Raw genomic sequence first — 19,204 nt, forward strand, 5'->3', positions numbered from 1 at the left:
GAACGTTGCGAAGCTTTTCAAACAGGTTCCTTCTGGAGGCAGTGTAGTCGCGGCCCGGCAAGGCGAGCCGCTTTTCGTGCCGATGGAGCGACGGTCACACCCACGGGCTCAATAGGAGTAGGTCAGGCGGGCGAACACGCCTTTGGCCTGATCTTCGCCAAATACCCTGGCCCGGTATTGCAGGGAAAAATCCACATAGGAGCGTGGCGCGTTGTAGGCGTCTTCCCGGAACCAATAGCGTACGTTGTTTCCTATCCCGATCCCCCCGGCGTCGCCGGAAGAAAAGCCGCCGCCGGCTTCGCTCTTCATCTTGGAATCGTAGTCGATCGCCGCGACGACATGGGGGAACGCCACCCAGCGCGAGCCGGTCCCGCCGATGGCGTAGCTGCGGCCCACTTGCCATTCGCTGTTGAAGTAATTGCGCGAGGCGTTGAGGTAGTGGCCGACCTCGGCATACAGCTGCGAGGTCCACCAGCTCGGCACATCGACTCGCAGATCGGTACCGATGCTCGAACCGTAGGCCAGTCGCACCAGCCAGTCGCCGTCGACATTGGAAGACCCCAGCGGGAAGGTCCGTTCAAGGGCGGCCATGATGTTGACCGAACTGAAGGGCTTGACCCGCACGCCGAGGGCGCCTTGCAAGGCATCGGCGCCGGTGTCCGAATCGCTGTTCTTGCTCCACAGGGTGTCGGTGATGCGCCCATAGAGTTCGACAAAGCGGCCGTTGCGATAGCCCAGCGGACGCCACGACAGCTCGGTGCTGTTTTGCAGCAGGTCATTGCTGCTACTGGCGCCCGGGGCGGCGCTCAGGCCACTGGAGCTGCTGCCACGATAGCTGGTGGTGCTGGTCAGGCCGAGCCTGCGCGATACATCGCCCACGGTGCGACGGGTATCGAACAGCTGTTGCGCGGACAGGGGCGACTCAGCGGTTTTTTGCCCATCGATGACACGCTTGAAATACGCCACGGCTTCGTCGTCTTCATGGACCCGCATGGCGTTGTAGGCGGCGTCCTGGGCGGGTGCCGGTGCCAGTCGAGCGGTGGCGTCCGCCTTGCGGAACGCGGCATGGGCAGCTTCGTCGTCGCCGGCCCGAACCCCATTGTAAGCAAGCTGCAGATCACTCACCGGAGCCTGATCGCCGGTGTTACCCGGCGAGATGGCGCAGGTCAGACCGTAGGTACTTTCCTGGCAGAGCAGGACGGGGGGTGAGGATTGGGCCTGGGCGGAGCGGATGTCACGGGCTTCCCTTGCCGACAGGCCCGCAAGGCTCTGGGCGTGGTCAAGATCATCCTGGGCCGCCTGCGACTTGCCCTGGTGGTTACGGGCATAGCTGCGCAACACCCAAGGGGCGGCTTGACGGTCGTCCACCGCCAGCGCGGCAGACGCGGCCTGTTCGGCACCGGGATAATCCTTCGCCGCCAGCAGCGCACTGATGAGCAACTGCTGGTTGGCGACAATCTCTGGAGCCCAGGCCACGGCTTTGCGCGCCTGGTCCACGGCGCGGGTCGTGTTGTCTTGCTCCAGGGCGCGATAGCCCTGGGTCGCCAGCGGTACGGCCAATTGGCGGCGAATGGCTTTGCGGCGCAGGAACAATGTGTTGTCGTTGGCAAAGACGCCGAGGGCCTCGGTGGTGGCCCGATCGGCTTCTTCCAAGTGTTGCTGGCGTTGCAAGGAGTCGATCAGCAACAGGCGATATTCACGGCGTCGGGGGGCCTGGCTGATGGCCTTGCGGGCCGATTGCGCGGCCAGGTCGAATTGTTCGCGGTCGTAGGCCTTGAACCCCTGGGACGCCGCGACGAAACCCGGTGAAGCTGGCGCCGCGCGCGAAGATGCAGCGGTCCGAGGTTGGTCGCGCAGCTTTTTGTCCCGCTCGGCCAATTCAATCAGCGTGTTCAGGCGCTTCACATCGGCACGCAGGCGCAGGGCCTCGCGGGCCTTGGCGATGGCCAGGTCGTAGTCCTTGCGCTCGTAGGCGCTGTAGGCTTCGTTGGCAACGGTATAGGCCGGGCCGGTCAGTGGCAGCGGCAACGTCTCGGCAAGCGCAAACGCAGGGATCAGGCTCAGCCCCGTGGCCAAAAAAGTCAGGAAGGGGCGGTTCATGCCGGGAGCTCCGTTGGGTAGAGATTATGCTGACGGGCCACCACTTGTTCGATGGTTGCCCGGGGCAGCACGCCGCTGTCCACCAGGTAATCGCCGATCCGGCCGTGGTGCTGCGGACGATATTGCAACATGGCACGGCTGAACTGATCGCGGTCGAGCAGGCCCATTTCGATCAGCAAGTCACCCAGCAGCGGCGCACTGGCATTCGGTACGGCGTGGCCGTTGCGTGCGGGCAACTGGCGCAACAAAGCGAGAATTTCACTTTCCCTGGCGATCAGTTGCACCGGCTCGCCGCCCAGTTCGGCGCTGACCTGCTGCAAGCCTTCGTCGGAAAGCGGATTGGCGACGGCGATCTGCTCCCGGCCTTCGCCATTGGGCCCCAAGGGAATCGCCCGCCAGCGCAACGCAAACTCGCTGGTCAGTGACGAGGTTGAGGCCGCGGTTTTTTCGGCCACGTCGAAGACCCGGGGCAGGTCATTCTGGAACGCGATGGCTTCGGCCAGGGTTTCATCGTCCAGCCAGCCGTTATTCAGCAGAATTCGCCCCAGCGGCACATTGCGCGACTGCTGTTCATCCAGGGCGCTTTGCAGGTGGGTGTCGGTAATAGCCTGCCAGGACAACAGCACGCTGCCCAAGCGGCGCGGCGCAATGGCGACCAGGTCGGTGGATGGGAAGTCATGCATGGTCTTGTCCCAGACCAGCTTGCGGTTCATCACCTTGCCCACCAGGAACATGCGCCAGGCCCGGGCGGCGGCCATGAAGTTGACGAAGTTGCCCACCAACATGCGTGGGATCGACAGCAAGCCGTGCTGCCAGCCGTACAACACCGTGGTGAAGTAGTAGCGATGCAGGATTCGCCAGGCCAGGGCAACGCCGTTGGCCAGCAACAGGTATTTGATTACGCTGCTGGTTTCAAAAGGCGTTGGGAAACTGACGTCCCACAAACCGCTGTTGCGCAAGATGATCAGGCCCAGCAGTTGCACCAGGATCGCGTAGGCAATGATGCTGATGAACGCTGTCACTACCCCCTTGCGGTCGCGAAACAGCAGGTATCGGTTGGCCAGCGAACCATTCCAGCCCATCTGCTCCCAGCCTTGCAAGCCGATGCCCAGGGTCCAGCGGGCCTTTTGCCGGAAGGCGGTGCGAAACGTGTCCGGGAAAAACTCGCGCACGCACAGTGGCATCGTCAGGGTCGATTCGTAGGGTTTGCGGAACCAGGATTTGCGCAGCACCCGGAACTGCACGGGGAAACGTACGAAGATCGCATTCATGCCCACCTTGGCCAAGCGCGCGCCCACGTCGTAGTCCTCGGTGAGACTGTCGGTGTTGAACGGCTGGTTTTCGGTTTCACCGGCCAGCACTCGCAGGGCGCGATGGGAGAAGCAGGTGCCGACGCCGGCCGAGGGCACGGTGTCGGTCATGCTTTCACGCACCACCAGATCCTTGCCATGCCATTCGGCGAACTCGTCCATGTAGACACCCGCCACCCATTCGTACCAATTGCGCTCCAGAGACACCACCGGCAACTGGATCATGTCCTTGCGCGGCAACAGGTAGTTGAATAGACGCAGTTCAAGCGGATGCAGCACGTCCTCGCTGTCGTGCAGGACGACGCCGGCGAAGGTCATGCCATGGGTTTTCTCATGGAGGAAAATCGCCTGGATCACCCAGTTCAAGCAGTCGGCCTTGCAGGTCGGCCCGGCATGGGGCACTTCCACGCGGTGCAGTTGTTTGTAACGCCTGCGCATCCGCTCGACTTCGTCGATGGTGCGCTGGTCGTTGATGTACGTACCAACGAAGACCACGTAGTTCTGGTAGTCGAGTGTCGAGACCATGTTCTCGATCATCGGTGCGATGACGTCGTATTCCAGCCAGGCCGGCACCATGATCGCCAGGGGCTGTTCGTCCCGGGCCAACAATTGCTCGACGGTCAGTGGCCGGTAGCGACGGTTCACGGTGAACTTGCGGTACAGGCGACGAGACCAGTACCACAGGTCAATGATCAGATCGTCCAGGCTGGAGATCAGGATCAGTACCGCGACCACGATGGTCGCGGCTTCCAGGTAGTTGTAGTAGTGGGCCAGCCAATAGGGCCAATAAAGCGACGTCATCGAAGGGTACCGTTACTGGCGATTGCGACGGGCGCTACGGCCTGCCAGCAACAAGAGGAGGAACAGGATAATGGCGCCTGGAATCAGCCAGAGCAGCGACGGTTTGCGCCAGGCATCCAGCCCCTTGGGTTCCTCGCGGCCGATCAACAGGCTGCCGCTGGGGTCCTGGGTATCGAGGATCGCCACGGCGCCGTTGTTGCCCAGAATCGCCACGTCGCCACGGGTCAGCACGATTGGCTTGGCCAGGCTTGGCGGCTGATTGCCCAGGGTCCGATAGACCAGCCCGTATTGGCCCGAGCTCTGCACCACTTGCAGCGAGGCCAATTGGTTGAGGGGCTGTATGTCCAGCAGCGCTTGGTCCTTGTGGTTGATGCGCAGGCGACCCTGCTCGTCGACCTGGACCGATTCCTGGCTGCCCTTGAGCGCCAACTCGAAGGCCAGGAAGGCTTTGTCCGGGCTGACGACGGCTTTTGGATCAGCGCTCACCTTGAGCTGCGCTCGCAGCGGCGATACACCGCTGGCATCAGCCACCGCAATGACCCGCGCCAGGCTGCTGGCCGGTTGGTCGAGGTAGGCCTGGGGCACCAGGATCTGGGTGTCGGCGGCGAAGCGTGCGGCCAGGCCGGAGAAATCGTCGTCCAGCGAGGTTTTTTCCACGACAATATGGCTGGTCGGCAGGACCGACACTGGGAAGGCTTGCGGCGTTTCCAGGCAGCGGTCGCTGACCGGCTGACGTTGGAACGACACGCGCAATATGTTCTGCGACCCCAGGGCGTAACGTGGGATATGGGCCTGGATGCGTTGCGATTCACCGTTGGGGGTCAGTTGCTGCGCACCAATCAGGAAGTCATTGAAAAACAGTGAAGCCACCGGTGCCGTATCGGAAGCCCCCGGGGCGGCGGAGACGTCCACCACGGCCGTGACGGGCAGGCGACCGTCATAAGCGACACTGCCCAGGGGAAACGTAGTGCTCCAGTCGAAGCGTGACGCCACGTCGAAAGTGCCGGGGGCGCCGCCCAGTCGCGACAGGACCACACGGCCGTCTTCGCTCAACGGCGTTTGCGCTTCGCTCACGGTCAATTGGCGACTTCGCGCCAGTTTGCTCCAGGCCGTACCGAGCAGGGACAAGGCTTTGCCGGTGGATTCTGGGGCGATCATCAGCACCGGGCGAGTGCCCAGCAGGGCCAGGCGTACGTTGTCAGTGCCGGCGCCTGCGAGTGCTGCGTTGATGTGCTGTTCGCGCCACTGGGTCAGTGCGCTGGCCGCAGTCGTGTCGAGTCCCTGGACCTGGCTTTGCAACGCGTCCAGGGATTGGTTGATAGCTTTGAGCAGCGCAGGCTCGTTGATCGCCAGGTCAGCCTGGACGTTCGGGGTCTGGCCTAACACCAGCAGTGCGCCGATCTCGGCCGGGTTGGCCAAGGTGTGCGGGCCTTTGCCATTAAGGCTGGCGAAGGCCGGAATGCTCAATAACTCGGCAGGGATGTGCAGGTTGCCCAGGTCCACGCTGTCTTGCACGGCGGGGAAGGGCAGGATGCGGCTGTGTTTGCCGATGCGCTCCAGCGCCACGCCCAGGCGCCAGGCTGAATCGTAGCTGGCGGCGGACAATGAACCGGGCGCAACGAGAATGCCGGGCTCGCCGGGCAGGGCCGCCCAGGCCGCACCGACGTCGCGCAACTGGCTGGCGTCGTAGCTGTAGTTCAGGCGTGTTTCAGGTTGGATGCGCAGCACATTACCGATGACCCGATCGTCTTCGCACAATGGTCGAGACACTATCGAGGACCAGGCAACGCCCAGGCGCACCAGACCGTTGTCACGTGCGGCCTTGTCGACGCCGAGCCTGGCGCTGGCATCGCCTTGTGCCTCGCTGAGCCCTTCGGCACGCACCGGGTAGCCGTCGAGGGACAGCAGCAGGGTGTTGCGGCCGCCTTCGCCATTGAGGTAGCTGGCGTCCAGTTGCAGCGTCGCGTCTTCGAGGGTAACGCCGGCGGGGACCGGCAGGTAGAGCTCGCGGCGGGCGTCGCTGGCGCTCAAGAGGATCGGCGCCGTGATGCCCAGGTCGCTCAAGCGAACCTCACGTGTCTGGCGGGTATCAGCGTTGAGTCGATGAATGGCCTGGGTCAGCGGGCTGTCCGCGGCCAGGGCAAAGGTCGGCATGAGCGCGAGCAGGCTCAAGCCACAGGCAAGGGCGCTGAGCGCACCCGTAGGGATGGCAACGGAAGGCTTCATTCAGGCAAGTCTCGATCTGATAAGGGGAATAGCAGTTGTTCAGTTGAAATCGGCGAGCAGCTCGCGTGGCTCGGACAGCGACCGATAGACGGGCTGCCGTTGGGCAGGCAGCGGGGCCACGACAAAGTCGTCGACCGGGGCGGCCCATCAAGGTATCGACGATGCGTTGGCTGGCCTTGCCGTCGCCATAAGGATTGGCCGCTTGTGAGGCGCGGCGCCATGACGCGTCATCGTCGAACAGCGCATCCACGCCGGCGATGATCGATGCCGGCGAGGTGCCGACCAGGCGCACCGTGCCCGCCGCCACTGCTTCCGGGCGTTCGGTGACGTCGCGCATCACCAGCACCGGTTTGCCCAGGGACGGCGCTTCTTCCTGCACGCCACCGGAGTCGGTGAGGATGACATGGGCGTGTTGCATCAGGCGCACGAACGCCAGGTAGTCCAGCGGCTTGATCAAATGCACATTGAGCAACTCGCCCAGTTGCTCGGTCACCGGGCCCAGCACGTTGGGATTGAGGTGCACCGGGTAGACGATCTGGATATCCGGGCGCTGGGCCAGGTGGCGCAGGGCCTTGCAGATGTCGAGGAAGCCCTCGCCGAAGTTTTCCCGGCGGTGGCCGGTCACCAGCAGCAGTTTGCGTCCGGTCTGCAGGAACGGGAACTGTTGGTCCAGTTCGCTACGCAACCGGGCATCGTCGTTGATGCGCCGGGCCGTCAGTTGCAGCGCGTCGATCACGGTGTTGCCGGTCACCAGGCAACGGCCTTGCAGGCGTTCCCCCAGCAAGTTATCGCGGGACTGTCCGGTGGGGGCGAATAGCAGATCGGCGCCGAGGTCGATGCACCGTCGGTTCATTTCTTCCGGCCAAGGGCTGTAGATGTCTCCGGTGCGCAGGCCGGCTTCCACATGGCCGACGGGGATGCGTCGATGGAAGGCGGCCATCGAAGCCACCATGGCCGACGTGGTGTCGCCGTGAACCAGCACCCGATCCGGCCGGGTTTGTTCCAGCACCGGGTCGATGGCGGCGTACAACGCGGCGGTCAGGGAGTTGAGAGTCTGGTGCGGCGTCATCACGTCGAGGGTGAAATCGGCCTTGAGCTCGAACAGATCCAGTACCTGCTTGAGCATGCTCTGATGCTGGCCGGTGACGCAGATCAGCGACTCGATGCCCGGTTCGGCGGCAAGGGCCTTGACCAAGGGCGCCATCTTGATGGCCTCCGGACGGGTGCCGAAGATCGAGAGGATCCTGATGCGTGGATGATGAGTTGCGATGACGCCCTTCCTCGCGCAGTTTGCTGCGCCGCACAACAGCCCGCCCGGACGCGATGGGGGCGTTCGAGCAAACAAGCGATTTAAGTTAAGTTGGCCCGGTGTCAGACAGCGGCTTGACGTGCACAGGAAGTGACGTAGTGGCATCTTGAAGTTCGGGGCGGAGAATTAATAGCACCAAACATCGTGAGCGCAAAGGTTTATATGAATAAGTTGATTAATAATTTTTTAAAGGTGTTTTGGTGGTGGAGCAAAGGTTGGATTTCTGATTTTTTTAACTTCAATTAGCTATTGATATTAAAGGTATTTTTTGTATTTTCGTGCCTGTTTAATACTCGATTGATACTAAAAGGCGTGGCGCCGTGATTTTTTTGGCGCCTTATTTTACGTTGTTCCCAAATGCGGCGTGCCACTGGAATGACGCCTGTAAGTCGTCGTGGTAACGGCTTTAAGAACTAATGAGTTGGTCGCGAACTTAATTATCTATTGAAAGTTCAATTTATTTTGAGTTTTTATATTAAATAAAATGGATCCATTCCAAATGCAAAATCCCACTAGGCACAGTCGTTACTTGCAATAAGAAAGTTACGCCGATTGGATTGCTCCTAAGCCAGGTACCCATTAGTCGTCGAAGCCTCCCGACCGATAATCGCACGCTTTGTGTGGTGCACCTGCCTGGGTTATTGACCAAACTAACCGGGTGGTACATTTTAGCGGCACCTGTCTTGCCCATCGTGGCAAAGACCATAATAAAAATAGAGGAAACCCCATGCCCATTCGCGCGCCCCACGCTTTGTCCTTGATCCATCTTTCTAACGCATCCCCCAGCCTCCCAGGTTCGATCCGATAGCGGTCCAGTGCTGTTGCAGAAGTTATCGCGCCAGTGGGACGTGGGCGCTCGACAAGCCTCGGAGGTTTCCAAGATGACAAAAGTCGTGGATCTGTATTTCAAGCTGCTGAAGCTGCTGATCGTGTTGTGCATGGTCGCGATGATCGTGCTGGTGTTCGGCAATGTGGTGCTGCGCTATGCGTTCAACTCGGGCATCAGTGTGTCGGAGGAGCTGTCGCGCTGGTTCTTCGTCTGGATGATTTTTCTCGGTGCCCTGGTGGCGCTCAAGGACCGTGCCCACCTGGGCATGGACAGCCTGGTCAAGCGCTTGCCGGCGGTCGGCAAGCGTATCTGCCTGGTCATCGGCCATCTGCTGATGTTGTACATCTGCTGGCTGATCTTCAGTGGCAGTTGGCAACAGGCGGCGATCAACCTGGATGTAGTCGCCCCGGCGTCGGGATTGTCCATGGCGCTGTTCTATGGCGCCGGCCTGGTGTTCGGCGCCAGTGCTGCGCCGATCCTGCTCTACGAGCTCTACCTGGCGCTGTTCGGCAAGCTGGGGGATGACGAGCTGGTGATGGTCAAGGACAACGACGCCGAGGTGATCACGCATAACGCCGCCACCGCTGACCCCATCAAGAGTACCCACCCATGACACTGGTTATTTTCCTCGGGTCCTTGATGGGCAGCATGGCGCTGGGCATGCCCATCGCGTTTGCCTTGCTCGTGGTCAGCGTGGCGTTGATGGTTTACCTGGATCTGTTCGATGCGCAAATCATTGCCCAGAACCTGCTCAACGGCGCGGACAGTTTTCCGCTGATGGCCGTGCCGTTCTTCATGTTGGCCGGCGAAATCATGAACGTCGGTGGCCTGTCCAAACGCATCGTCAACATTGCCATGGCGCTGGTAGGGCACAAGCGCGGTGGTCTCGGTTACGTGGCGATCATCGCGTCCTGCCTGCTGGCCTCGCTGTCCGGTTCGGCCGTGGCCGATGCGGCGGCCCTGGCGGCGCTGCTGGTGCCGATGATGGTGTTGGCCGGGCATAACCGCGGGCGCTCGGCCGGCCTGATCGCCGCCGGCAGCATCATCGCGCCGGTCATTCCGCCGAGCATTGGCTTCATCGTCTTTGGCGTGGCGTCCGGGGTGTCGATTTCCAAGCTGTTTCTGGCCGGTATCGTGCTGGGGCTGATGCTTGGGGCTTCGCTGGCCGTGGCTTGGTGGTACATCTCTCGCAGTGAAAACGTCGAGACACCGCCCAAGCGTTCTCGTGCCGAAGTGCTGCGCACGTTGCTCGACGGCAGTTGGGCCATGGGCCTGCCCTTGATCATCATCCTGGGCCTTAAATTCGGCATCTTCACGCCCACGGAAGCAGCGGTGGTCGCGGCGGTTTATTCGCTGTTCGTGTCCCTGGTGATCTACCGCGAAATGAAAGTCAGCCAGTTGTACGAAGTGATCCTGTCTTCGGCCAAGACCACCTCGGTGGTGATGCTGCTGGTGGCGGCGGCCATGGTTTCATCGTGGCTGGTGACCATCGCCGATCTGCCGGGCCAATTGGCGGAGCTGCTGGCGCCGTTCATGGACAACCAGACCTTTCTGCTGCTGGTAATGATGGTGCTGATCATCCTGGTGGGCACGGTGATGGACATGACTCCGACCATCCTCATCCTCACCCCGGTGCTGATGCCAGCCGTCATCCAGGCGGGGATCGATCCGGTGTACTTCGGCGTGCTGTTCCTGATCAACACGGCCATCGGCCTGATCACACCGCCGGTGGGCACTGTGCTCAACGTGGTTTGCGGGGTGGCCAAGCTGGACTTCGAGGAGATCGTGCGTGGGGTGTGGCCGTTCATGCTTGCGCAGTTTGTGGTGTTGTTCCTGTTGATCCTGTTCCCGCAGTTGGTCCTGGGGCCATTGAAATTTTTTACCGGATAACACTGGTGCTGTTAGCTCGACCTTAAAAACAATAACGATCGGAGAGTGACATGGGAAAACTGATGAAAACCCTGCTGGCCGGCGCGTGCGCGACGGGCTTGCTGTTGACCGGCGCGGCCAGCCACGCGGACGAGATCCGCGAACGAACCCTGCGGTTCGCCTTCCAGAACGTCAAGGAACACCCCCAGGGCCAGGGCGCACAGAAGTTCGCCGACCTGCTCAGCGAAAAGAGCGGCGGCAAGCTCAAGGTCCGCCTGTTCCCTGGCGGTACGTTGGGCGGTGATGTGCAAACGGTATCGGCGTTGCAGGGCGGCACACTGGACATCACGGTGCTCAACTCCGGCATCCTGGCCGCCCAGGCACCGGATTACGCCATGCTCGATTTTCCGTTCCTGTTCAACAACGTAGAGGAAGCTCATGCGGTCATCGATGGGCCGGTCGGGCAGAAACTGGCGGCGCAACTGGACAGCAAAGGGCTGGTAGGGCTGGGGTTATTGGGATCTGGGTTTTCGCAACCTGACCAACAGCAAGCACCCGGTGACCAAGCTTGAAGACATGCAGGGCCTGAAGATTCGCGTCATCCAGTCGCCGATCTACCTGGAGACCTTCTCCGCCCTGGGCGCCAACCCGGTGCCGATGGCGTTCCCAGAGGTCTACACCGGCCTGGAGCAGCACACCATCGACGGCCAGGAAAACCCTTTCACGGTGATTGAGGGCAACAAGTTCTACGAGGTGCAAAAGTATCTTTCCGTCACGGGGCATATCTTCAACCCGCAGTCGTTGATCATCAGCCAGAAAACCTGGAACCCGCCTCAACGACGATGAGAAAGCGCTGATTCGCGCGGCCGCGGCCGAGGCGCAAGCATTCCAGCGTGAAGTCACGGCGGCGAGCATGGACAAGGCCAAGGCCACGTTGGCGGCTGCGATGACCGTCAACGAGATCAGCCCAGCCGAGAAAGATCGCTTGCGTGAGCGGGTGAAACCGGTGGTCGACAAGTTCGCTAAATCCTTGGATGGGGACCTGGTGAAGACGATGTATGACGAGATTGCCAAGGTGCGTGCCGCCCATTGAGTTGAAGTCACACCCTATTGGGGGATGAAGGGCGTCGGAGCAGTGTCTCGGCGCCCTTCGTTGCGTCTGCGACCGAATTTTTCCAAGGCATGAACCAGAGATGCCGCCTTGCCCTAGGAGCGTATTGGCGTTTGTAGAACAGTCATGGCCGGTCTCGATGCCCTGGTCATGCCTCCAGACTTGTTAGGCTATGGCACGCTCATCTCGTTTTCATTTTGGAGCGGCAGGACTAATCAGGCCATGGCACGCATGCGCGTGGCATATATCAAAGGAGGTTCACGTGGGTAAAAATCCTGTAGGCAATCTATCAGGAAAATCCCAGGCGCCCGGCACGGAGGGAATACCAGCCCCCAGCGGCGAGGCAAATCTCATTGAAACCGACTATGTCATAGGACAGGACAATATTAGCGGTGAGTTTTCGTTCTCTCTGGATATCCATGGCAAAGTCTTCCTGATCTCTGCCGCCACCGTTTTGCTGTTCGTCGTCATGACATTAGCCCTGCAAAACGAAGTCGAACCGCTGTTCAGCGCAATGCGCAGTTGGTTGACCCGGCACTTGGCCTGGTTCTTCATGAGCGCAGGCAATATCTTCGTATTACTGTGCCTGGCGCTGATTGTTTCACCTCTGGGCAGGGTTCGGTTGGGTGGTCGCGACGCCACACCGGATCATACGTACCTGGGGTGGTTTTCCATGTTGTTCGCCGCCGGGATGGGCATCGGGCTGATGTTCTATGGTGTTGCGGAGCCGATGTCGCATTACGCCGCCGCAATGGGCGGCGTCACGGTCGATGCCAGTGGCGTGCGTACGGATTGGGCTCCCCTTGAGGGCGCAAAGGGTGACATGAAAGGCGCCGCGGACCTGGCGATGGCTGCGACTATCTTTCATTGGGGTCTGCATCCTTGGGCCATCTACGCCATCGTTGCGTTGTCCCTGGCGCTGTTTTCCTTCAACAAAGGCTTGCCGCTGTCGATACGCTCGATTTTTTATCCTCTGTTGGGCGAGCGTGTCTGGGGATGGCCCGGTCATATCATCGACATCCTGGCGGTCTTCGCCACGCTGTTTGGGCTGGCGACATCGCTGGGTATCGGTGCCGAGCAGGCCGCTGCGGGGATTGAGCACCTGTTCGGTATCCGCTCCACCAACGTCAGCAAGGTATTGTTGATCATCGGCATCACCCTGATTGCGCTGTGGTCGGTACTTGCCGGGCTGGAAAAGGGGGTCAAGCTGTTGTCCGAAATCAACATGGGCCTGGCGCTCCTGTTGCTCCTGTTCATCATTGTCGTGGGGCCAACCCTGGCCATCCTCACCGGGTTCTTCAAGAACGTGGTGACCTACGTTGAATATCTGCCGGCATTGTCCAATCCTTTCGGGCGCACGGACACTGAGTTCACCCAGGGCTGGACCGCGTTCTACTGGGCCTGGTGGATCAGTTGGTCGCCGTTCGTGGGCATGTTCATCGCGAGGGTCAGTCGTGGCCGTACCGTTCGTGAGTTCCTGATTTCGGTATTGCTGGTGCCTTCGCTGGTGTCGGTGCTGTGGATGACGACCTTTGGCGGGACGGCCATTGATCAGGCCACCCTGGGGGGGCTTAGCGGTGTGACGGATGCCGTGCTGGAACTCAAGCTGTTCGTCATGCTTGAAGGGCTGCCCCTCAAGGAAATTTCGTCGCTGCTGGGCATTGTGCTGGTGATCGTGTTCTTCACCACCTCCTCGGACTCCGGCTCGCTGGTGATCGATACGATCACGGCGGGAGGAAAGGTTGACGCGCCCGTTCCGCAGCGGGTCTTCTGGGCGGTCATTGAAGGCGTGATCGCCATCGCATTGTTGCTGGGAGGGGGGCTGGTTGCCTTGCAGGCCATGGCAGTGTCCACCGGATTGCCCTTCGCCATTGTCCTGCTGCTGGGCTGCATTTCGCTGGTCAAGGGATTGCTCTCCGAACCACGATCCTGATGGTCGACGAATGCCGATGATGGAAAGCGTCATGTTCCATCGTCGGCCTCAGTCCCAAAGTTCTCCAATCGCAACGTCAGGGCTGTAGTGCGTGGCGACTTGGGCTTGCAGCAGTTCGGCCGTGGCCAAGGCATCGGTCAAGGCCTGATGGGCGTGGTAGGGCGGCAGGTGGTAGCGCGGTCGGCTGTCCGCCAGCCGGATGGACGCGAGAGGGCGTTGCAACAGTCGGTCTAGCCAGTTGCGAGGGCCCCGGACCTGCCGCGCCTCGAGTTGCATGGTGTCAATGACTGGAAATTGCAGACCTTCTCCCCAATGGTGACGAAACGCCTGATCCAGGAAATCACGTTCGATGGCCCGGTAGTGCACCACCATGATCTTCCCCGTCATTGCTTCCAGCAGCTGTTCCATGATGTCCGGCAACCGGGGGGCATGGCGAATATCTGCGTGGGTGATGCGATGGAACGTTACCGATTCGTGGGTCAGTCGCGCGGGTTTGATGATCCAGTACAGCGCTGCGCCGCAGCGTATCCGCTTTAGCGTCAACGGTATCAGGCCAATGCTGACGATGCTGTCGATACGGGCATCCAACCCGGTGGTTTCCAGGTCCAAGGCCAGCAGGTCCACCTGCTCCAGCGGCGTCTGTCCGTTGGCAACGCCGGCCTGGTAGAAACGTTGCAAGAGAGGGTGTCTGGCTTGCTGTGCCAGCTGTGCAAAGCGCGCTGGCCAGTCTGGCGTTGCCTGCCTGTTCGGGTTCCGTGAAGCGCTCATCGTGTTGGCCGCGCGTGGCCGGGATAGCGGAAGCGCAAGAATTTTTGCGCATTGCTCAACACTTGGAACGCTTCCTTGAGGTTGTGGCGCTCAATGGTTGAAAAGCGCTCGGGCTCGATGTAGTTGTCTGGCGTCTGGCCCTGCTCGATGGCATGGACCTGGTGCCGTATGCGCACCATCGACAGGAACTCCAATGCGTAGCGTAGATGATCGATGGCTTGCGGTTGCAGCCATTTCGTCGTGCTGATGGCTTCGAGTCGATCAAAGGAGTTTTGTGCGGTACTTGCGCAAGCCAACGCATGAATTCGGATCAGGTCGGTAAGGGGCGCCGTGCCACGTCCCTTCAGGTTGATGATCTGTTTTTGCTCCCCGTCGGTTTCCATGACAAACGTGCGGAAGAAACCCAGGGGCGGTGTCCTGTTCAGTGCGTTACGCGCCATTGCCGCCAGGAAGGCTGGCGTGGCCTTTGGTTTTTCAGCGCAAAGCGCTTTGAGCTCGTTGACCATTTCCAACCGACCATAGACCCCGTCCAGATCAAAGAAAATGCAAGCGTTAAGCAGGGTGGCGGCGTTCGGCTTTTCAATCCACTGGGTGAAATAGTCGCGCCAGACTCGCAACGGCTGACGCCACTGGGCGTTGGTCGCCATGATCCCGCCCTTGCAGTAACTGAAGCCGCACGCGGCGAGCCCGTCACTGACAAATGTGGCCAACTTCCTGAAGTACTCATCGTGCAGGGGCGGGTCGAAACGATCATCCAGCACCAGGGCGTTGTCCTGGTCGGTCACCAGCAACTGTTCATCCCGGGCCATCGAGCCCAGCACCATGAAGCAGTAGGGAATCGGCGGCGGCCCCAACTCCCTTTCCGCCAGTTCGAGCAGACGCTGGGTGAAGGCGCGACCAATGCCTGAAATGGCGCTGCCGATCATGTGGGCGGTGGCACCGTCGCGCACCATGCGAATGTAAGTGCCGCGTAGATCCCGTAGCAATGATCGCAGACCTTCGACGCTGGTCTGGTTGGAGATGCTGTTCACCAGGTACAAGCTGCTCTGGGACTCGTGCCGGATAATGTCCGACAGATTGATCAGGCCCAGGGCGCGGCCCTTATGCATCACAGGAAGATGGTGAATGTTGCTTCGAAGCATGCACAGCATGGCCTCGAACAGCGAGTCGTCGGCCTGGATGGACACCGGATCGTTGGACATCACTTCGCCGATGGTAGTGTCGCCGCTGCGGTTGGCGGCCACCACACGAGTGCGCAGGTCCCGGTCGGTCACGATGCCGAGCATTTTCCCGGGGTTATGCCCGGCCCGCTCCAGGACGACGACACAGGAAACGCTTTGTTCGGTCATCAGCTGTGCGGCTTCCTGGACGCGGGTCAGTGGCGTGACCCAGACCAGTTTCCGGGAAATCAATGCTCGGGATTTAAGCTGGATCAGATCGCTCGCGCGCCCTTGGGCCTCAACGGCCGATTTGAGCCTGGAGTAACCTTCGGCTTCGACAAAATCGGCGAAGCTGTCGTGCCGCTTGCACAATTGGGCAATGACATCCGCCGGGATGAAATAGATCAGGCTATCTTCCAGGGCCTTGGCCGGAAAGCGCACCTTGTTGCTGCGTAGCAGGCCGGCCTGACCGAAAATATCGCCCTCCACCAGACGGTCATACAACTCGCCGTCGCGCCGATACACCTCGACTGCACCACTGCGTACGTAGTGCAGGTCATGTAAGGCAGCACCTGCTTCGAGGATAGGGCTGCCGGCCTTGAAATAGGCGACCTCGACACGCCGGGCAATGTCTTCCAGCGTTGTCTGGGGCAGGTCATCGAATGGGGGAAAGCGATGCAAATGCTCGCTGATTTCCAAGAGTTCGATTTGCATGGGGCCTCATGGCTGTTCGCTTCAGAGGATCAACATGCCAGACCCTGGCGCCGCGCACAAATCCGGTATTGGCGAGTGTGCGCGACCACCGTTTCGTTACTGGCCTTCAGGCACCGCGAGCCATTGCCCAATCACCTTCTGATAGCTGCCATTGGCTTTACTCAAGTGCAGCCACTGATCGACGTACATCTTCCAGGTGTTGTCATCCCGCGGCAGCAGGTAGGCCTTCTCGCCATATTGCAGGTAGCGGGTCGGGTTGACGGCGCACAGGCCGGGCTTGAGTTTTTGCTGGTAGAGCGCTTCCGACGCGTCGGTAATCATCACGTCGGCTTTCTTGTCCAGGAGTTGCTGGAAGATGGTCACGTTGTCATGGAAGCTGAGCTGGCCGTTGGGCAGAAACGCCCGGACGAAGGCTTCGTTGGTGCCGCCGGCCGGCTCGACAAGACGCACCGAAGGCTGGTTCATCTGTTCGAGCGTCTGGTAGCGCTCCTTGTCTTCGCAACGCACCAGCGGGATCTTGCCATCCACGTCCAGAGTGGTACTGAAATAGGCCTTTTTCTGGCGCTCCAGCGTCACCGAAATCCCGCCCATGCCGATGTCGCATTTGCCTGCAACCATATCCGGCATCAGGGTTTTCCAAGTGGTCTGCACCCATTGCACCTTGACGCCCAGGCTGGCGGCCAGGGAGCGCGCCATGTCGATATCGATGCCTTCGTATTCGCCTGCTTGGGTTTTAAAGGTATAGGGCTTGTAGTCGCCGGTGGTGCATACCTTCAGTTCGCCACGTTGCAGGACCTGATCCAGCAGCGAGGGTGCCGGCTCGGCCAGGGCGCTGCAGGAGAACGCCAACAGGCCACAGAACGTCATCGAGCTTGTTATGGTTTTCATCGGGATTGGATGCCTCGCAAGGGAAGGGAACAAGACCGGGGAGTGTAGCAAGGGGCTAGCGGGAAATGATCCCGTGGTCGATCGCGTATTTCACCAGGGCCGCGGGCTTGTCGATGTTCAGCTTGCGGCGGATGCTCAGGCGATGGGTTTCGACGGTGCGTACGCTGATGTCCAGTTCACGGGCCATTTCCTTGTTGTTCAGGCCCTGGACCATTTTCGCCAGGACTTGGCTCTCCCGTGGCGTCAGCTCGTTGTCGGTGTGCGGGTCGGTGGCGAGCCGCTGGGCTATCTCGGCGCTGTAGAAGGTGCCGCCGCTGATGATGGCTTCGATGGCCGCGATGATTTCCCGCGACGGCGCGTTCTTGAGCACGTAACCGCTGGCGCCGGAACGCACGGACTCGCTCACGTACTCATAATTGTCGTACATGCTGAGGATCAGGATCTTGAGGCTGGGGTATTGCTTGCCCAGCAGTCGGGTCAGCTCGAGCCCGTTCTTGTCCTTGAGGCCGATGTCCATCAGCAGCAGGTCCGGTTGGCAGCGACCGACCATTTCGATCGCCTGCGCGCCGTTCTCGGCTTCGCCCACTACGTCCAGTTGCGGCATTACCGAGAGCAGGGCCCTGATGCCGTCGCGGACCAGGGAATGGTCATCGACCAGCGCGACGCGAATCACGGGAGGCAGGTTCATTGATAAGTGCTCCTGTTGGCGTGGGCGCGCATCAGCTTTCCGTGACCGAGAGATTCATGGGCAGCAGGATGTCCAGTTCGCTGCGGCCCGGCACCGACGTCACTTCCAGGCGTCCGCCGAAATGCTCGACCCGCTCGCGGATGTTACGCAGGCCGATGCCGGCATGGCCGCGTTCCACTTGCGGGACGTTGAACCCCATGCCGTCATCGACCACTGTCAGGCGCAAGGACTGGCTGGAGCCGAACAGGGTGATGCCGACGCTTTTCGCCCCGGCATGGCGCTCGATATTGGTCAGGGCTTCCTGGGCAATGCGAAACAGCGAGACAGGGGCGCCATTTTCGAGGCGGCAATCGAATTCGTTGCTTCGGTAGGACACTTCCAGCCCGCTGCGCTGTTGGAATTCGGTGGCGAGTTGGCCGATGGCGGCGGGCAGGCCCAAGGTGTCGAGCAGGGACGAGCGCAAGTCGTGGGAGATATTGCGGATCTCGCCGATGGCTTCGCCGAGCCGGTCGGTGGCGTTCTTCAGGATGCCCAGGCCGTTTTCCTGGCCATTCTCCAACACGTGGCTGGCCAGTTCGAACTGGAATTTTATCGACACCAGCAGTTGGCTGATGCCGTCATGCAGCTCGCGCGAAACCCGTGAGCGTTCTTCTTCCTGCAGGCTGACGATGCGTTGGTTCAAGCGCTGCAGCTTTTTGTCGGCCAGGCGATGTTCGCTGACGTTGAGGGTCATGCCGCCGGCAAACACCAGCAGGACCGCCACCAACGCGATCGCGGCGATGGCTTGCATGGTGGTGTGGATGCCATGGGCGACTTCGTCACGGGCCTGCTGGGTGGCGCGCTCGACATCCTCCAGGTAAATCCCGGTGCCGAGCATCCAGCCCCATTTGTCCAGCATCACGACATAGGCCAGTTTGTCGGTCACCTGGCCGGAGGAGGGCTTGTTCCAGGCATAGCGCTGGAACCCTTCGCCTGACTCGGCGCTTTTGATCAGCGCCTGGATGACCGGCAGGCCGTGGGGGTCCTTCATGTCCCAGAGGTACTGCCCGACCAGTTCCGACTGGCGGGCATGCATGAGGCTGCGGCCCTGGCGGTCGTACACGAAGAAGTAACCGTTGATGCCGAAACTGAGCTTGCGCAGCTCTTCCAAGACCTGCTGTTGCGCCCGTGCGTCGCCCTGGCCGTTGTCGTACAGCGGGGCGATCAGGCTCTGCGCCATCTCGACATAGTTCTTCAACTCGGCGCGCTTGCTCGCCAGGATGCTGTCTTCGATCAGTTGTGCCTGCTGGTCGCCCAACTGGCGGTTGAGCGAGATCACCAGGGCGCAGATGACCGCGATGGCCAGGACCAGCGGCAAAATCCCGAGGGCGACGATTTTGTGTTTGAGCAGCATCTGTACTCCTGTCCGGGCTCGGCGGGTAGGCGAATGGCGGCATCATATGCCAAACCCATGGATGAGGCATAAAACCTGTGGCGCAAGACATGTGGGAGCAAAGCT

General features: G+C 60.7%; 11 protein-coding genes and 2 pseudogenes. 4 read left to right on the forward strand and 9 right to left on the reverse strand.

Annotated features, from left to right (window positions below; translation table 11 throughout):
- Nucleotides 1-108: 108 nt before the first annotated feature.
- The 4 genes and pseudogenes from PSH84_RS18105 to wecB all read right to left on the reverse strand — a co-directional run bounded on the left by PSH84_RS18105 (nucleotide 109) and on the right by wecB (nucleotide 7,707).
- The gene (locus PSH84_RS18105) at nucleotides 109-2,100 is read right to left on the reverse strand and encodes a bacteriophage N4 adsorption protein A (RefSeq protein ID WP_305481486.1); all 1,992 of its coding nucleotides are present in this window, start codon (nucleotides 2,098-2,100) and stop codon (nucleotides 109-111) included.
- On the reverse strand, nucleotides 2,097-4,211 hold the full coding sequence (locus PSH84_RS18110; RefSeq protein WP_122569430.1) for a glycosyl transferase family protein: 2,115 nt from the start codon (nucleotides 4,209-4,211) through the stop codon (nucleotides 2,097-2,099). Before PSH84_RS18110 ends, PSH84_RS18105 begins: the two co-directional genes overlap by 4 nt.
- 12 nt (nucleotides 4,212-4,223) lie before the next feature.
- Nucleotides 4,224-6,437: a hypothetical protein gene (locus tag PSH84_RS18115; protein ID WP_305481487.1), complete on the reverse strand. Its 2,214-nt coding sequence runs from the start codon at nucleotides 6,435-6,437 to the stop codon at nucleotides 4,224-4,226.
- 39 nt (nucleotides 6,438-6,476) lie between these two features.
- Nucleotides 6,477-7,707 (reverse strand): annotated as a pseudogene (wecB, locus tag PSH84_RS18120) (non-hydrolyzing UDP-N-acetylglucosamine 2-epimerase).
- A 920-nt stretch (nucleotides 7,708-8,627) separates the two neighbouring features.
- Between wecB and PSH84_RS18125 the strand changes: the two are divergent.
- From PSH84_RS18125 to PSH84_RS18140, 4 genes and pseudogenes are all read left to right on the forward strand, one after another.
- Nucleotides 8,628-9,188, forward strand: a complete 561-nt coding sequence (locus PSH84_RS18125) for a TRAP transporter small permease (protein WP_305470908.1) — start codon at nucleotides 8,628-8,630, stop codon at nucleotides 9,186-9,188.
- Nucleotides 9,185-10,465, forward strand: coding sequence for a TRAP transporter large permease subunit (locus PSH84_RS18130; RefSeq protein WP_305481488.1), 1,281 nt, complete (start codon nucleotides 9,185-9,187; stop codon nucleotides 10,463-10,465). Before PSH84_RS18125 ends, PSH84_RS18130 begins: the two co-directional genes overlap by 4 nt.
- Before the next feature lie 50 nt (nucleotides 10,466-10,515).
- A pseudogene (locus tag PSH84_RS18135) lies at nucleotides 10,516-11,537 on the forward strand (TRAP transporter substrate-binding protein).
- Between the two features lie 190 nt (nucleotides 11,538-11,727).
- Complete coding sequence (locus PSH84_RS18140; protein WP_305470911.1) at nucleotides 11,728-13,488, forward strand: BCCT family transporter; 1,761 nt, start codon at nucleotides 11,728-11,730, stop codon at nucleotides 13,486-13,488.
- 48 nt (nucleotides 13,489-13,536) lie between these two features.
- On the opposite strand, the gene PSH84_RS18145 is transcribed toward PSH84_RS18140, so the two are convergent.
- From PSH84_RS18145 to PSH84_RS18165, 5 genes are all read right to left on the reverse strand, one after another.
- Nucleotides 13,537-14,256: a 3'-5' exonuclease gene (locus PSH84_RS18145; protein WP_305470912.1), complete on the reverse strand. Its 720-nt coding sequence runs from the start codon at nucleotides 14,254-14,256 to the stop codon at nucleotides 13,537-13,539.
- Nucleotides 14,253-16,130 carry a DUF294 nucleotidyltransferase-like domain-containing protein gene (locus PSH84_RS18150; protein WP_305470913.1) on the reverse strand — a complete coding sequence of 626 codons (1,878 nt, stop codon included), beginning with the start codon at nucleotides 16,128-16,130 and terminating at the stop codon, nucleotides 14,253-14,255. The genes PSH84_RS18145 and PSH84_RS18150 overlap by 4 nt, the downstream gene beginning before the upstream one ends.
- A 96-nt stretch (nucleotides 16,131-16,226) precedes the next feature.
- On the reverse strand, nucleotides 16,227-17,018 hold the full coding sequence (locus tag PSH84_RS18155; RefSeq protein WP_122569422.1) for a transporter substrate-binding domain-containing protein: 792 nt from the start codon (nucleotides 17,016-17,018) through the stop codon (nucleotides 16,227-16,229).
- A 55-nt stretch (nucleotides 17,019-17,073) separates the two neighbouring features.
- A complete protein-coding gene (locus PSH84_RS18160; protein WP_305470915.1) occupies nucleotides 17,074-17,706 on the reverse strand; it encodes a response regulator in 633 nt (210 codons plus the stop codon).
- A 31-nt stretch (nucleotides 17,707-17,737) separates the two neighbouring features.
- Complete coding sequence (locus PSH84_RS18165) at nucleotides 17,738-19,099, reverse strand: cache domain-containing protein (RefSeq protein WP_305470917.1); 1,362 nt, start codon at nucleotides 19,097-19,099, stop codon at nucleotides 17,738-17,740.
- Nucleotides 19,100-19,204 lie beyond the last annotated feature (105 nt).

It is taken from the genome of Pseudomonas beijingensis, from assembly GCF_030687295.1.
GTDB lineage: Bacteria > Pseudomonadota > Gammaproteobacteria > Pseudomonadales > Pseudomonadaceae > Aquipseudomonas > Aquipseudomonas beijingensis.